The organism is Parendozoicomonas verongulae, assembly GCF_009711465.1.
GTDB classification, from domain to species: Bacteria; Pseudomonadota; Gammaproteobacteria; order Pseudomonadales; family Endozoicomonadaceae; genus Sansalvadorimonas; species Sansalvadorimonas verongulae.
Genome location: NZ_SMME01000846.1, coordinates 3,743 through 19,893 on the forward strand (window position 1 = coordinate 3,743; position 16,151 = coordinate 19,893).

Genomic DNA, 16,151 nt, shown 5'->3' on the forward strand with positions numbered 1-16,151 from the left:
GCAAATGGGAGATAAGTTCATTGGCTTTGGCAAAGAGTAGAGCCGATCGCTCACTGAACTCATGCTCCTTTTTCTCTTCGATACCTAAAGTTTGCAATCCGGATTTCGGCCAGGAGGATACGAGACATAAGCAATGGCCCAGCTGACGAAGGCAGAGGGCATTTGTCCCTCCGGTTTGCTCCACTGCAAGAGATGCCCAATGTAACGCCTTCCCAAGAAGGGCCAAACGCTCGGGTCCGAAGCCCTCTGTTTCCGTTAACTCCTGAAGGTTCCGGCGGCTGATACACAGGCAGGTTTCGAATTCTGGAAACGGCTGTGCATCGAGTTGCAGTTCATCAAACAGCCTCCATTCACCCATATCAATGAGAATGTTTGCTATACCCAGTTCAATCTCTTTGGCCTGATGGGTGCTCATCACCCCTCTGGCCGTCAGATCACGCAGTCGGGTAGAGGCCTCCAGAGAGGCTCTCTCATGATCCGTGCCGCCGATAGGCTGGAACCCAATACCACTCAGACCTGCAATGACACCCTCCAGATCTTCGGTCTCATTAGCGCGCAGCCGCCGGGTATAGATCTCCAGAGAGGCTCTCTTATTATCCACACCGGCTATGGTGTTGAGATGTTTAATCAGGGCCAGTTCGGCCAGGGCCAGTTCGATGTCCTCGTCATTACAGGGTACGTTTTCCTGCCCTCCGGCCGCTTGGGTGCGCAGCCGGGTATAGATATTCTGAGCTGCTCTCCGATCGGCCACACCGCCCATTGACTGGAGGTGTTCGGCCAGAGCCAGTGCAGTGGTTTTTTTATCATTGAAATGTACTGGGTCCCTTTCATAAAGGGCCTGGAAAAGAGATAAAGCTTCAATGAAATGACCGTTTGCCTTTAAAGCCTTGGCTTTTACCATCATCACTCCCTGGATATTTTGCAAATCCTGTGGAAGAGAGTTGACGTATCTGATGCACCCATCAAAATCCTCAAGATGGAATAGAGCCTGGGCTTTTAATTCAACAACAAGGGTATACTGACGCGGGTCTTCTAAGTGTTTTGTTAATAACGCCGCTGTCGCCGTTAATACTCTTTGAGGGTTGGTTTCCAAAAGGCGGAAACCTTCATCTATGTCGGGATCTGGCTGCTGAAGCAGGTTAGCCTGCAGACCATCAGATGCTGTGTTATCCGCCCCTTCCCCAATGTCTGTCGTTGTACTGCTTGACCCTAGACAGGAGGTATGACTCTCTCGGGCGTCGTAATGTCCTGTCCAGTGACATGCTCGACATTCTATTGTTGAATTGTTGAGGGCTCTTACCAGATTACTCTCCATAGATTGGCTTAACAAAGGGAGGGCTGTTTCACAGCAGTACATGCACCCTCTGTTTTGTATTGAGGAGGAATTCCAACTGTCATGGCACGGCCGGCAAAGAGCGTGCTCTGGTGTGGAGCATGTTATTTTGGTGGCTAAGCCATTAGAACATAACGGACATGCGTGCAAGGGATGGCTTGGATACAGGGTTAATCCATTACCAATATCGATTTGCCTGCATTCTGCAACAGATATTGGTGTACTTGTTAATTGCATTGTTAGACTCCTTCATAGTTGGCATACCTGTAGCAGGCACATATTCGATTAATACCATTGCAAATTTATCCTGTTACTGCTTGTATAAATCTTACGCTCTCAAAGTTCTCTTTGTCTTAACAGGTGTGTTAGGGGGCAAAGACAGAGATGGCAGCCGGGCTACCCGTTCTCTTGTTCCTGCAGGCTATCAATGAAAACTGTTACGCCGGGTAAAGATCTCCAAGGCCGAGCTCAGGTTATCCGCTTCCCCCATGAACCGGAGGTGTCTGGCTAGACTCAGTTCGATGCCCCTGTCATCACTGGGTGTGTTTGCCATTCCCCCGGCCGCTACCGCCGTAAATACTCTTTGAGGATCGGTTTCCTGAAGCTGGAAACCTCCATCTGTATGTACGTCGGGATCTGGCTGCCTGAGCGAATCTGCCTCTGCCTCTGTTTCTGCCTCTGCCTCTGCCCCTGTTTCTGTCGTTGTACTGGTTGACTCGGGACAGGGTATATGAGTCTCTCGGACGTCGTACGTTCCTGTCCAGTGACATGTTTGACATTCTATTGTTGAATTGTTGAGGGCTCTTTTCAGATTCCTCTCTGCACATTGACTTAAGATGGGGAGAGCTATTTCACGGCATTCCGTGCATCCTCTGTTTTGTAATCGGTGCCAACGAACATGGCATGACTGGCAAATAGCGTGTTCTGGTGCATCGCATGTTATCCTGGTGGCTAAACCAGTAAAGCATATCGGACATTCGCGCACGGGATAGTTGGGATACAGGGTTAATCCATTACCTATATTTATTGGCGTGCTTTCTACCCTGGGTGCTGGTGTACTTGTTACTTGCATTGCTAGACTCCTTCATTGCTTTCATGCTTGGTAATATTCCAACCATTATTTTTCCATAGCCTGCCGGTGTATTTTTTCATTATTGCTGCATCACAGCTCTGGTCTCGTAGCGGGCTACGCTCCCGGCTTTGTTCTTTTGAAGAGCGAAATAATCCACTCACTCGCTATCATTATGCGGAAGCAATAGCTTGGGTATTTGGACAACTCTTAGCTTTCAGAGTTCTCTTTTGTCCTGACTGGTGTGTTATGAGGGCAAAGACAGAGATGGCGCTTATTGCATTAATCCAGCGGTACTTAAGAGTTGTTTTGCAGACGTGTTCAAGTGAGATTCTGCTCACTTGAACAGCGATTCTGGAAATCGTGAGAAGGTGTTCAAGAGTTACTGGAGCCGTGCGTTTGATGCCGGAATATCCATCAGTCGGGTAGAGATGCCCAGAGCCTTTCTCAGATTATCCCTGCCGCCCATTATCCGGAGGTGTACGCTCATAGCCTGCTCGATCTCTTGGTCCTGAGAGGGAGTGTTCATCCGTCCTGCGGCCTCGGTGCGCAGCCGGGTATAGATGTCCAGAGCTGCTTTCAGATTATCCATGCCGCCCATGAGCTGAAGGTGTTTGCTCATAGCCAACCCATAGGTTTTTCTATCTTCGAAAGATGCTGTGTATCTTACATAGAGGAATTGAAAAAGTGATAAAGCTTCAACAAGATGGCCTTTCGCCTGTAAAGCCCGGGCTTTAATCATCATCATCTCTTGGGTATTTTGCAAATCCTGTGAAAGAGAATTGACGTACTCAACACACCCATCAAAATCGTTAAGAAGAAATAAAGCCTGGGCTTTTAATTCAACAACACGGGCATAGTCACGGGGGTCTCCCAAGTGTTTTGTTAATAACGCAGCTGTCGCCGTTAATACTCTTTGAGGGTTGGCTTCCAGAAGGCGGAAACCTTCATCTATATCGAGATCTGGCTGCCTGGACGAACCTGCCGAATGGTGCGCTGGAACACTTGTGGCTGCTGCCATTTCTGTTGTTGTATCGGTTGGCCCGGGGCAGGGGGTATGAGTCTCTCGAGCGTCGTAATGTCCTGTCCAGTGACATATTTGACATTCTATTTTTGAATTGTTGAGGGCTCTTTCAATATCCGCCTCGGCAGTTTGACTGCGTATGGCGTCTGTTATACCGCAGAAAACGCATCCTCTGTCTTTGAGTTTGGGGGTATGCCAACTGTCATGGCACGGCTGGCAAAGAGCGTGCTCTGGTACGGCGCATGTTACTTTGGTGGCTAAACGGCTAAAACATAGCGAACATCCGCATGCGGGATATTTTGGATACAGGGTTAATCCATTACCAAGGTCTATTTGTGTACTGGTTACTTGCATTGTTAGACTCCTTCATAGTTTTCATGCCTATAGCAGGCACATATTTCCTTAATGTCATTGCGAATTTGTTATGTTACTGGTTGGATGCTGCCCATAATCTGGAGGCGCCTGCCGGAGCAGACTGACCTCCAGACTTGCAATCAGAATCTCAAGCCTATTCGCCCTCCTCCGTACAGTCGGGTAAAGATGCCCTCAGATTTATCTGTGTAGCCCATGAACACGTAGACCCTGGCCAGAGCCAGTTCGATGTCTACGTCATCGCAGGGTGTGTTTGCCATCCCTCTGGCCGCCTGACAGCGCAGCCGGGCATAGATGTCCAGAGCAGTTTTCAGATTATCCATGCCGCCCATGAGCTGAAGGTGTTTGCCCAGAGCCAGTCCATTGTTTTTTTGATCATTGAAAGTCACTGAGTTTGTATAAAGGGGCTGGAAATGTGTTATAGCTTTAATGTTATGGTCTATCGCCAGTAAAGCCCGGGCTTTTAATTCTGCAGCACGGGAATAGTCCCCTGAGTCTTTTGTTAATAATGCCTCGGCCTTAGCTAATGCTCCTTGAAGGTTGGTTTCCAGAAGGCGGAAGCCTTCATCTATGTCGTGGTCTGGCTGCTGGAGCGGGCTGGCCTGCAGACCATCAGTTGCAGTGCTATCCGCCCCTGCTTCTATTTCTGTCGTTGTACTGTTTGATCCATGGCAGGAGGTATGAGTTTCTCGGGCCTCGTAATGTCCTGTCCAGTGACATCTTCGGCATTCTATTGTTGAACTGTTGAGGGTTCTTTCTATATCCCACTCCACAAGTTGACTGAGTACGGGGGTTGTTGAGAGGCAGAAAAAGCATCCTCTGTCTATGAGTGGGGGGGTATTCCAACGGTCATGACACGGCTGGCAAAGAGCGTGGTCTGGTGTGGTACATATTACTCTGGTGGCTAAACCACTAAAACATGCCGGACACTTGCGCACGGGGTAGTTTGGATACAGAGTTAATCCATTACCAATATCTATTTGCGTGCTTTCTGTGCCAGGTGTTGGTGTACTTGCTACTTGCATTGTTAGACTCCATTCGTTGATTTCATGCCTGTATCAGGCACATACTTCCTTTAATGCCATTGCAAATTTATCTTGCTACTGGTTGGATAATTCTTAGCTCTCAGAGTTCTCTTTTTTCCTAACAGGTGTGTTTTCCATACCTCCCATTATCTCATCTCATTACTAAAGGCCGGTGTCCCCGTTAATAGTCTTTGAGGGTTGCTTTCCATTTCCAGAAGGCGGAAATCTTCTTCTATATCAAGTGGGCGAACCTGCGAGTGGTGTGCTGGAACACTTGTGGCTGCTGCCATTTCTGTTGTTGCATCGGTTGACTCGGGACAGCATGTATGAGTCTCCCGGGTGCCGTACTGTCCTGTCCAGTGACATGTTTGACATTCTATTTTTGAATTTTTGAGGGCTCTTTTCAGATTCCTCTCCGCAGATTGACTTAACAAGGGAAGGGCTGTTACACGGCAGACAGTGCACCCTTTGTCTCGTCTTGAGGAATGCCAACGGTCATGGCACGGCAGACAAATAGCGTGCTCTGGTATGGAGCATGTTATCTTGATGGCTAAACCACTAAAACATATCGGACATTCGCGCACGGGATAGTTTGGATGCAGAGTTAATCCATCTTCCGTCTCTATAGCCGTTGTCGCCGAAAGGTGTGCTGGAATACTTGTGGCTACTGTTATTTTTTCCGTTGGATTGGTTGACTCGGGACAGGATGTATGACTCTCTCGGGTGTCATACTGTCCTGTCCAGTGACATGTTTGACATTCCATTTTTGAATTGTTGAGGGCTCTTTTCAGATTATCCTCCGCAGATTGCCTTAACAAGGGGAGGGCTGTTTCATGGCAGTAAGTGCACCCTCTGTTTTGTATTGAGGAATGCAGACGATTATGGCATGGCAGGCAAAGAGCGTGCTCTGGTGTGGAGCATATTAGCTTGGTGGCTAAACCATTAAAACATTCTGGACATTTGCGCACGGGATAGTTTGGATACAGAATTAATCCACTTCCCATCTCTACGTCCACTGTCGCCGAGTGGTGTGCTGCAACACTTGTATCTGCTGTTATTTCTGCGGTTGGATCGAGGCAGAGTATATGAGACCCTCGGGCGCTGTACTGTCCTGTCCAGTGACATGATTGACATTTTATTGTTGAATTGTCGAGGGCTCTTTGCAGATTCTTCTCCACAACTTGATTTACTATGGGGGGGACTGTTACACGGCAGACAGTGCACTCTCTGTTTTGTCTTGAGGAGGAATACCAACGATCATAGCACGGCAGACAAAGAGCGTGCTCTGGTGTGGCGCACACTACCTTGATGGCTATACCCTCAAAGCATAACGGACATTCATGTACGGGATAGTTTGGATACAGGGTTAATCCATTACCAATATTTATTTCTGTGCTTTCTGCGCCAGGCGTACTTGTTACTTGCATTGTTAGACTCCTCCATGCCTATAAGTACCCAGGCTATTGCTTTCAGATAGTCCGGTGGCGCATTTTTCCGTTCTTGCTGCGTCACAATTCTGGTCTCGTAGCGGGCTACGCTCCCGGCGTTGTTCTTTGAAGATCGGAAAAATCCACTCGCCATCATTATGCGAAAGCAGTGGCCCGGGTACTTAGCAGGCATATATTCCATTAATGCCTGCGAACTTACTCCGTTACTGGTTGGATAATTCTTGGCTCTCAAAGTTCTCTTTTTTCCTAACAGGTGTGTTATGAGGGCAAAGACAGAGATGGCGCTTGTGCTGATCGGGCGTGTTACCATGTTGTTCACACTATGAGTGAGATTTCTAAAGAGCATGTCGGTGACTATCATCCGGCGCGAGGCTGAGCCGCAGGCTGTTTCGACGCCCTTTCCTAATACTGTTTCCCCGCTTCTTCAGCGCATCTATCGAGCCCGCGGTGTGTGTGGCCCCCAGGCATTGCAGCGAAACCTGACCAGTCTTGAAAGTGGCGCAAGTCTGAAGGGTATTGATAAGGCAGCCATGCTTCTGGCGGACGCTGTCGAAACGGGACAGCGCGTTTTGATCGTCGGTGATTTCGATGCTGACGGGGCGACCAGTTCAGCCCTGGGTATACTGGCTCTGCGGGCCATGGGAGCAGCGTCTGTTGATTTTCTTGTGCCTAACCGTTTTGAGTACGGTTATGGCCTCTCTCCCGCTATTGTGGACGTAGCCAGGCAGCGGCAACCAGATTTACTGGTAACGGTGGACAATGGTATTTCCAGCATCGAAGGTGTGAAAGCGGCTAAAGCCGCAGGCATGAAAGTCCTGGTGACGGATCATCACCTCGCCGGTGATGAACTTCCTGAAGCGGACGCTATCGTTAACCCTAACCAGCCGGGCTGCCCGTTCCCCTGCAAAAGCACAGCGGGTGTGGGTGTGATTTTCTATGTGCTGTGTGCTGTCCGTAGTGAGCTGGATCGCCGTGGCTGGTTTACTTCTCATCCTAAGCCGAATATGGCGTCTTTTCTTGATCTGGTGGCACTGGGTACTGTAGCCGATGTGGTGGGGCTGGATACCAATAACCGCATTCTTGTGCATCAGGGTATTGGACGTATCCGTGCGGGGCGTGCCCAGCCGGGCATTCTGGCTTTGGCAGAAGTGGCGAAGCGCGAACCTTCCCGTCTGGTGGCTTCCGATATGGGCTTTGCTCTGGCTCCTCGCCTGAATGCAGCTGGGCGGCTGGACGATATGTCCCTCGGTATTGAACTGCTGATCACTGACGACCCTCTCCATGCCCGCCACCTGGCCAGCCAGCTGGATGGATTGAACCGTGAGCGCCGTGAGATTGAAGGCAGCATGAAGGAAGAGGCGCTGCGGGACTTGGCCAGGCTCGAACTGGATGAGAAGGCTGAAGTCGAGGGGCGTGCTCTGCCCTGGGGCGTTTGCCTGTTTCAGGGTGACTGGCATCAAGGGGTGATCGGGATTCTGGCGTCGCGAGTAAAAGAGAAGCTCCACCGCCCTGTAATTGCTTTTGCTCCCGGTGATGAAGGCGAAATTAAAGGCTCTGCCCGCTCTATCCCCGGCTTTCATGTGCGGGATGCCCTGGATGCAGTGTCTACCCGCTACCCCGGTTTGGTTTTGAAATTCGGCGGCCATGCCATGGCGGCGGGTTTAACTATTCGGGAAGAGAATTATGGCCGATTCTCCGAGGCTTTTGATCAGGAGGCACGTCGGTTGCTGACGTCTGAGCAACTGGAATCGTCTCTTTATACTGATGGTGCGCTATCGCAGTCTGAGCTGAACCTTGCTACGGCAGAGGCTTTACGGGAGGCTGGCCCCTGGGGGCAGAACTTCCCTGAGCCTGTTTTTGACGGGGTGTTTTTTCTGAAAGATCAGCGCCTTCTGGGGGGGAAGCATCTCAAAATCGTAGTTGTAGCGGAAGGTAGTGATGAGTGGGTAGATGGTATCTGCTTTAATGTGGATACCCATGTGTGGCCAGATGCGTCTGTCCGACGGGTGCGGCTGGTGTATAGGTTGGATATCAATGAGTTCCGTGGACGGCGCAGTGTTCAGTTGATGGTTGAACACATGGAGCCCTTGGGAGTGTGAGACTCCGTTCGTCTCAGGCTGCCTGAATGTCTTATGGTCTATCGCTATCTGGCAGAATGGGTGCTTACGCTAAAATTGCCGAGGTTTTTGATGACGTCCAAAGGGGTTTGAAACAACAGGTATGCTGCCATCGGGGTGTAGATACTCAACACCTCTTGGCCAGATTCCCGTAGTTATCGGCCTTATTACTTCTCCTGCCAGTCTGGGTAGGCTTGAGCTTTTTTGAAGGTGTTCGCGTTTTTTTTGTGGACTTTTTATATCTGTTAGCTCCCCATAGCCTGAGCATTGAGAGGCTGACGGTTGGTGTGCTTGTGAGGGTAATACCTCCAGTACAAGGGCATAATTATGGGAATAGTCAAAAAAGGCCAACCCCGGGTGGGGACCCCTGCTTTGGCTATTGACCTTAACCTCCATGATTCCTGTACAACAGTTGGTTCCAAATAAAAAGTCTTGATAGCCCTCATTACTAAATGGTCTGAGATATCTGGGGAGAGGGGAGGGCTGTCCATAATCACTTTTTTGAGCATGTTTGAGCCAGCGGTTCAGTTGATAGGCAAAAGTCATGCGGTGAGTGGAGCTGGGGAAAAAAGTTTTGTTGCATTTTAACTTTTTGATACTGCCAGACTTTACCTCCTGATGAAACTTGAAGTTGCCGTCATGAGTTAACATTTTTTTGGAATCGGAATGTTGGACAATATGCATGTATGGGTCGTCATTGAGGAGTAATTTTATTGTTTTTTTTAGGTTGGAGGTGGCAGGGCGGCTACCTCGACAAGTCTGCCAGCAGGGCATCTTAGTAAATTTTCTGAAGGATACTTCCAGCTCCTCTTTTGTCGGTCTTTCGCCCTTAGGAAGGCACTGATCCAAAGAGTAAGTTTCCTGACATTTCTCTTCACTGACCAGTGTGCTGAACTTTACGTTCATACGGGAAGCCTGTGACTCTGTTACGGCTGTTAATTGCCCATAAATAAGGCCATTTAAATGATCCCGCCGTATTACATGTAAATTGATGGCAAATTCTTCCGAGCTGGGCAGAGCTGTAGAAGATTGGAGAATGAGTAAAATTATAAGTACCCGGATCATTGCTTTCGCATAGTCTGGCGGCGTCTTTTTCCGCCCTTGCTGCGTCACAGCTCTGGTCACGTTGCGGGCTACGCTCCCGACGTTGTTCCTTGAAGAGCGAAAAAATCCACTCGCCACCATTATGCGAAAGCAATGGTCCGGGTACTTAATAACAGTCTTTTTGCAACGAGCTGTTTGCCTACGAAACCTCTGATAAGTCAAACAGTATTTCACTGTAGAATTCTCCTTGGCTCCTTGGTTTTTTTCAGAGGGTGGGTATTCTGAGCTAAAAGGAACTATAAGAGTATCCATATGCTCCAAATCTCGTAGTGGAAGAGTTTCTCAAGTGTTTTTGAATGTCAGATATTGCTATTTGGGCTGGGGCAGGCCGCAGACACGGACACAATAAGGTTCAAGGTAGATGGCAGGTAGCCATACTTCAATGCAAAAGTTTTTCCTCGAAAACGGCTATTTTTTCAAGAATTATAATCTGTTAGATTTACGCTCTTAATTTTTATTTACAGGGTATTCGCAAGAATACTCAGCAGTTTTCTGGAAGCAGCCATGGAAATTAATCCAATCCTGAATGATATCAAGGATATGACGGAGCGTACTGACGTTCTTAGGGGGTATCTTTGACTATGCCACGAAGCAAGAGCGGCTGGTAGAAGTTGAGCGGGAACTCGAAGATCCTGCGGTATGGAACGACCCTGACAATGCTCAGGCGCTGGGCCGTGAACGCTCGATGCTGGAAGGCATTGTAAAAACCATCGATTCCATGGATCAGGGGCTGGAGGATGCCCGTGAGCTGCTGGATATGGCTGTTGAAGAAGACGATGAAGACGGTGTTACCGAAGTCGTTTCCGAGCTGGACCATCTGAAAGAACAGCTGGAAACGCTGGAGTTCCGCCGCATGTTCTCCGGCGAGATGGACCCTAACAACGCCTATCTGGATATCCAGTCCGGCTCCGGTGGTACGGAAGCTCAGGATTGGGCTAACATGCTGTTGCGCATGTACCTGCGCTGGGGTGAAGACAAGGGCTTTAAGTGCGAAATTATTGAGGCCTCTGCCGGTGAGGTGGCAGGTCTGAAGTCTGCGACTGTTCAGTTTACCGGTGAATACGCCTTTGGCTGGCTGCGTACGGAAACCGGCGTTCACCGCCTGGTACGAAAGTCTCCTTTTGATTCCAGTGGTCGGCGCCATACGTCGTTTACATCTGTGTTTGTCTCTCCTGAAATTGATGACAATATCGAGATTGAGATCAACCCATCCGATCTGCGTATCGACACCTACCGCTCCAGTGGTGCAGGTGGTCAGCACGTAAACACCACCGATTCTGCTGTGCGTATCACTCACCTGCCTACCGGTATTGTGTGCGCGTGTCAGAACCAGCGTTCCCAGCACCAGAACAAAGACAAAGCCATGCAGCAGCTGAAAGCCAAGCTGTATGAGCACGAGATGCAGAAGCGTACCGCCGAAGCTCAGGCGCTGGAAGACAGCAAGGCTGACATCGGCTGGGGTAGCCAGATTCGTTCCTACGTTCTGGATGATTCCCGCATCAAGGATCTGCGTACCGGTGTTGAGAGTCGCAATACACAGCAGGTTCTGGACGGCAACCTTGATCGCTTTATTGAGGCCAGCCTCAAGCAGGGGCTCTAATCGTTGTGCTTTAGCGGCTTTGTGGCAGAGAATGCCAAGTCGTCATACTATTGAGTCCATCAAAAAATTTATCCACTGAAGCGGGGCATCATTGCAGCCCCGCTTTGTGATTTTCAGGTCTGAGACAATGTCTAACGAAAAAGTAACAGATGCCACCAGTGAACAGCAGGACGAGAACAAACTGATTGCTCTGCGTCGTGAAAAGCTGGGTGCCATTCGTAAAGAGCGTAACGCTTATCCAAACACCTTCCGCCGCGATAGCTACGCTGCCCGCCTGCAGGAAGAGTGCAAGGATATGAGCAAACCAGACCTGGAAGCTGCCGGTAAACGTGCCAGCGTCGCAGGTCGTATTGTTCTGAACCGCGGCGCGTTCATGGTGCTGCAGGACATGACTGGTCGCATTCAGGCTTATGTCAACCGCAAGACCCTGGACAAGGCTGTGCTGGCCGAGATCAAGACGCTGGATCTGGGTGATATTATTGGTATTTCCGGTAACCTGCAGCGCTCCGGTAAAGGCGACCTGTTCGTTGAAATTGAAGAGTTCGAACTGCTGACCAAGGCTCTGCGCCCACTGCCAGAGAAGCATAAAGGTCTGGCGGATATCGAAATGCGCTACCGCCAGCGTTATGTTGATCTGATCACCAGCGAGAAGTCCCGTGAAGTCTTTCGTGTGCGCTCCCAGCTGGTAGAAGGCATCCGTCGTTATCTGGTTGAGCGTGATTTCATGGAAGTTGAAACGCCTATGCTGCAGGTGATTCCAGGTGGTGCGTCTGCGCGCCCATTCGTGACTCACCACAACAGCCTGGATATCGATATGTACATGCGTATCGCGCCAGAGCTGTACCTGAAGCGTCTGGTTGTAGGCGGCTTTGAACGTGTATTTGAAATCAATCGCAACTTCCGTAACGAAGGTCTGTCCGTTCGTCACAACCCTGAGTTCACTATGCTGGAGTTCTACCAGTCTTACGCGGACTACAAGGATCTGATGGATCTGACAGAAGACATGCTGCGCACTTGTGCACAGAACATTCTGGGTACCACCGTTATCACCAACACTATCCGCAACACTGAAGGTGAAGTGACCGAGACCCTGGAATACGATTTTGGTAAGCCATTCGTGCGCATGACGATGGTAGAGTCTATCTTGCACTACGATTCCAGATTTACTGAAGAGCAGGTGACTGACTTCGAGCAGGCGAAAGCTATTGCTAAAGAGCTTGGCATTGAAGTGAAGCCAACCTGGGGCCTGGGCAAGCTTCAGACAGAAATCTTTGAGGAAGTGGCCGAGCACCGCCTGATGCAGCCAACCTTTATCACTGAGTATCCTGCTGAAGTCTCTCCGCTGGCTCGTCGGAACGACGACAACCCTCACGTTACTGATCGCTTTGAGTTCTTTGTAGGTGGTCGTGAGCTGGCGAATGGTTTCTCTGAGTTGAACGATCCTGAAGATCAGCACGAGCGCTTTATGCAGCAGGTGGTCGAGAAGGATTCTGGTGACGACGAAGCCATGCACTACGATGCAGACTACGTGCGCGCTCTGGAATACGGTCTGCCACCGACTGCCGGTGAAGGTATCGGTATTGATCGTCTGGCCATGCTGTTTACAGATTCTCCGTCTATTCGTGACGTGATTCTGTTCCCTCATATGCGCCCAGAAGCGTAATATGAGCTGATAGAGTCAATTGGGCCAGCCTTTCACGAGAAGGGCTGGCTCGAGCAAAGTCGGGTGACCAGATGTGGGGGTAGCCACCTCAACATAACAAAGGCTTTTCCGATGGAAGCAATCAAAGAAGCATCTGATAAAGCACCTTCCCTGAAATATCAGGGTCGTAAAACAAGCAGAGCGGGTAGCGAACAGCGCCGTAAAGCGATTCTTGAAGCCGCTTTGCGTATCGTTGTCCGAGAAGGTGTAAGGGGAGTGCGCCACCGGGCTGTTGCCAAAGAGGCCGACGTTCCTCTGTCCGCCACTACCTATTACTTCAAAGATATTTCCGATCTTATTACCGACACTTTTACTCTCTTTGTGGAAGTGGGTACCGATAAATACCGTTCCTTTTGGGATGAGTCAGAAGAGGTTTTATCTGATGCCCTGCATCAGATACGGGATGTGCCGGAAAAGCGTCCAGTCATGATGGCCTTCCTGATCGATCTGGTTGTTCGATACCTGCGTAAGCAGCTTCTTGAACACCGCGACTATCTGCTGGCAGAACAGGCGTTTCGCCTTGAGTGTTTGCGCAACGATAATCTTAAAACCATAGCCAGTAAGCACGCAGCATATCTTCATACGGATTTAAAGCGTTTGTTCTCTGAGGTTGGTTCCAAAGCGCCGGATATGGATGCGGTGCTGATGACAGAGCTGATTTTTGCAGCAGAATACAAAGGACTCATGTTGCCGTCAGGCGTGTTTGATGAGCAGGGAAGTCGCAGTTTGGTTAGCCGTGGTCTGCAGCATATGCTTCATGGCGTTTTTGAGGAGCCATTGTCCCACTGAGTTTCCACGAGGTGAGTATCCTCTATAGAATAACCCCGCATAGCGTATATTTGAAAAGGTGCTGAGGCGGGGTTTATGACATTTAATCACACAACGCAGCTTATTCTTGTAGCTGTCGCTTCTATTCTGGGAACTGTTGCGGCTCTGCACACTCATGGTTATGTGAGGCATTCCTCGGAAGTGGATGCTTTGTATATCTCCGAATTTTCCCTGCTCGCTAATACTCCGGGCCTGAGCCAGACTGTTTCTGCAAAACCTGCTGAGTTCGTGGCGCGCTGTGCAGACGGTTATCTGGTAATGGATTCTGCAAAAGCGTCGAAAGCAGCAAATGGGTTGCTGGTTGATCAGAAAAAAAGGCCTGTGACGTGTGTTTCTCAATAAGACGTATGTTTCTCAATAAGGAGCAATCTTGTGCCTGAGACTGCTATCTCTAAGATCAAACTGGCAGACAGCTGGAAAAATCGCATCGCTGATGAGTTTTCAAAAGATTATATGCAACGGCTGCGCTCGTTTCTCGTGAGTGAGAAGGAGGCAGGAAAGGCGATTTATCCCAAGGGCTCGGAGTTTTTTCGGGCTATGGATTTAACGGCCTTTGAGGATGTAAAGGTTGTGATTCTTGGGCAAGACCCTTACCACGGCCCGGGACAGGCCCATGGTTTGAGCTTTTCTGTACGCCCTGGTGTTCAGCCGCCACCCTCTCTGGTGAATATCTATAAAGAGCTGGAAAGTGATTTAGGCATTCCCCCCGTTCACCATGGTTTTTTGGAACAGTGGGCGAAAGAAGGGGTTCTGCTGCTTAACGCCGTGCTCTCCGTTCAGCATAAACAGGCGGCGTCCCATCAAGGGCAGGGCTGGGAAGAGTTTACTGATCGGGTCATTCGGGAGTTGAACGACAGCCGGGAGCATCTGGTTTTTATTCTCTGGGGAAGCTACGCCCAGCGTAAAGGGAGTTTTATTGACACAAATCGCCACTGTGTGATCAAGTCGCCACATCCATCGCCACTGTCATCCTATCGTGGCTTTTTTGGCAGCCGACCATTTTCACGGGCCAATGAGTATCTGGCTAACAATGGTTATCAGCCGGTGAACTGGCAGTTAGATGAGATGGTTGCTGCTGAGGGTAACAGGCAGACTGAGTTGGTTTAATCTGCCTGCTAGATGCGCAGCTTTTTGTTCATGGCTTTGGCCAGACGGCTGCGCTTTTTGTTTTTCTTTTTGCTCTTTGAGTCTTCCGCTTGCTCGTCAGCGTCGACACTATCCATAAACTGCTTCAGCTCCTTTTGAGCTTTTTGGGTTTTCTCGGCGCTGTCGGGAATATGCTCCAGAAACTCTTTGCTGGCTCCCGCGCTCAAGCCCAGCTCCTTGCGAATTTTTTCCATTCGCTTGAGACTGTTTTCGCCAGTTTTGATCAGCTTGTCGCTGTCGGCAATGGTTTCGTGGAGTTTGTTGTTTTCTGTTGTCATTAGATTTTGTTAATAATGCTCTTGGCTTCGTCGTGTACTTTCTTCTCGATCTGGGATGCGAGAGACGTCGCCTGCTGATGTTTATTGGTTAATGATTGCAGCATCACCATGTCCAGCTGTGAGGTGCTGGTCAGAGACTCTTTCGCGCTGCCTATCTGGTTCGACAGGTTGGTGATCTCTTCCGGCGTGAGCATGCCTGAGCCACTGGCGTCGTAGACAGTAATACCCAGCTCTTCCAGTAGAGCATGTTCTTCTGGAGTCAGTAACTGTTGGATAGTCTGGTTGGCTTCAACAATTTCTTCGTGAACCAGTTCGCTTTTGCCTGCGGTTACGTTTTTCCACTCACCGGTGATCTCTTCACCTTCGAATAACCAGTCATCCGCCTGGTCACCCATTTTGAAGATGTAACCGTCGTTAGTGTCGGCATCCAGTTGGCCACCATTCAGTTCAGGCGCTCCAATTTGAGGATTGTTAGCCGCAATATCGGTAACATGAACGGATTGGTTGCCCTTAGTGATAACCAGCTGGTCGGCAAATACGCTTTTGTCAAGTTGGCCACTTCGGCCAAGATCTTTTGTTTTTACTGTAATCTTGGTGCCGTCATCCAGCATAAAGGTGGCGTCTTGCTGGAAATCCCACTGCATGTCACCGCCGCGGTCACTTTCACTTACATGAGGATCGCCCCATATCTTGGTGGCGTTGCCATTGGCATCAACGATGGAGAAGCTTTCCTGCTCACCATGAATCTGGACCTTATAGCCGTTATCAAGGGCAATTTCCTTGGGGCTGGAATCGTGGTTGACAGTCCAGGTGTTTTCACTCACCGCTGCGGTTGTGTTCTTGTGATTGAGAAGCTTGGACTGTAGCTGATTGAGGGCGCGGATCTGCTTGTTCTTCTTGTCGACCACGTTGATCTGATCACGGATCTGGCTGTCAAGAATTTCTGCCCGTTCCAGAGTCACCAGCAGGTTAAGGTCACCAATACTCAGGCTTTTGTCAGTGGCATCAACATTAACCCCTTGCACTCCGGCCTGTTGGTTAATGCCTCCAATATTACCACCTGCATGAATGCCGCTCATGGCATGTTCTCCTTAAAAGTCGGCTT

At 49.7% G+C, this 16,151-nt stretch carries 12 protein-coding genes; 6 read left to right on the forward strand and 6 right to left on the reverse strand.

Annotation, left to right across the window (positions count from 1 at the left end):
• The 3 genes from E1189_RS23950 to E1189_RS14040 form a co-directional block, all read right to left on the reverse strand.
• Nucleotides 1-1,093: hypothetical protein (locus E1189_RS23950; protein ID WP_196221436.1), on the reverse strand; the 1,093-nt coding region annotated here is incomplete at its 3' end.
• Between the two features lie 1,691 nt (nucleotides 1,094-2,784).
• Entirely contained in the window at nucleotides 2,785-3,423 is a 639-nt protein-coding gene (locus E1189_RS14035) for a hypothetical protein (RefSeq protein ID WP_155160957.1), read from the reverse strand.
• A gap of 497 nt (nucleotides 3,424-3,920) precedes the next feature.
• Nucleotides 3,921-4,571, reverse strand: a complete 651-nt coding sequence (locus E1189_RS14040; RefSeq protein WP_155160958.1) for a hypothetical protein — start codon at nucleotides 4,569-4,571, stop codon at nucleotides 3,921-3,923.
• A gap of 2,044 nt (nucleotides 4,572-6,615) precedes the next feature.
• On the opposite strand from E1189_RS14040, the gene recJ reads away from it, so the two are divergent.
• Complete coding sequence (gene recJ / locus E1189_RS14045) at nucleotides 6,616-8,370, forward strand: single-stranded-DNA-specific exonuclease RecJ (RefSeq protein ID WP_155160959.1); 1,755 nt, start codon at nucleotides 6,616-6,618, stop codon at nucleotides 8,368-8,370.
• 69 nt (nucleotides 8,371-8,439) lie between these two features.
• On the opposite strand, the gene E1189_RS14050 is transcribed toward recJ, so the two are convergent.
• Nucleotides 8,440-9,513: a hypothetical protein gene (locus E1189_RS14050; protein WP_155160960.1), complete on the reverse strand. Its 1,074-nt coding sequence runs from the start codon at nucleotides 9,511-9,513 to the stop codon at nucleotides 8,440-8,442.
• 483 nt (nucleotides 9,514-9,996) lie between these two features.
• On the opposite strand from E1189_RS14050, the gene prfB reads away from it, so the two are divergent.
• The 5 genes from prfB to ung all read left to right on the forward strand — a co-directional run bounded on the left by prfB (nucleotide 9,997) and on the right by ung (nucleotide 14,729).
• Nucleotides 9,997-11,092, forward strand: a protein-coding gene (prfB, locus tag E1189_RS14055) for a peptide chain release factor 2 (RefSeq protein WP_155160961.1) whose coding sequence is annotated in 2 segments (ribosomal slippage) — nucleotides 9,997-10,068 and nucleotides 10,070-11,092 — 1,095 coding nt in all. Because the reading frame shifts where the segments join, the coding sequence is not laid out codon by codon here.
• A 127-nt stretch (nucleotides 11,093-11,219) separates the two neighbouring features.
• Nucleotides 11,220-12,755 carry a lysine--tRNA ligase gene (gene lysS, locus E1189_RS14060; RefSeq protein WP_155160962.1) on the forward strand — a complete coding sequence of 512 codons (1,536 nt, stop codon included), beginning with the start codon at nucleotides 11,220-11,222 and terminating at the stop codon, nucleotides 12,753-12,755.
• Between the two features lie 111 nt (nucleotides 12,756-12,866).
• Nucleotides 12,867-13,583: a TetR/AcrR family transcriptional regulator gene (locus E1189_RS14065; RefSeq protein ID WP_155160963.1), complete on the forward strand. Its 717-nt coding sequence runs from the start codon at nucleotides 12,867-12,869 to the stop codon at nucleotides 13,581-13,583.
• A gap of 75 nt (nucleotides 13,584-13,658) precedes the next feature.
• Entirely contained in the window at nucleotides 13,659-13,964 is a 306-nt protein-coding gene (locus E1189_RS14070; protein ID WP_155160964.1) for a PA3694 family proteiin, read from the forward strand.
• 30 nt (nucleotides 13,965-13,994) lie between these two features.
• Nucleotides 13,995-14,729 carry a uracil-DNA glycosylase gene (gene ung, locus E1189_RS14075; RefSeq protein WP_329602042.1) on the forward strand — a complete coding sequence of 245 codons (735 nt, stop codon included), beginning with the start codon at nucleotides 13,995-13,997 and terminating at the stop codon, nucleotides 14,727-14,729.
• An 8-nt stretch (nucleotides 14,730-14,737) separates the two neighbouring features.
• Here the strand turns inward: ung and E1189_RS14080 are convergent, their stop codons facing one another.
• Both E1189_RS14080 and E1189_RS14085 read right to left on the reverse strand, forming a co-directional pair.
• On the reverse strand, nucleotides 14,738-15,046 hold the full coding sequence (locus E1189_RS14080) for a hypothetical protein (protein ID WP_155160965.1): 309 nt from the start codon (nucleotides 15,044-15,046) through the stop codon (nucleotides 14,738-14,740).
• A complete protein-coding gene (locus E1189_RS14085) occupies nucleotides 15,046-16,125 on the reverse strand; it encodes a DUF1521 domain-containing protein (protein WP_155160966.1) in 1,080 nt (359 codons plus the stop codon). The genes E1189_RS14080 and E1189_RS14085 overlap by 1 nt, the downstream gene beginning before the upstream one ends.
• Between the last annotated feature and the right edge of the window lie 26 nt (nucleotides 16,126-16,151).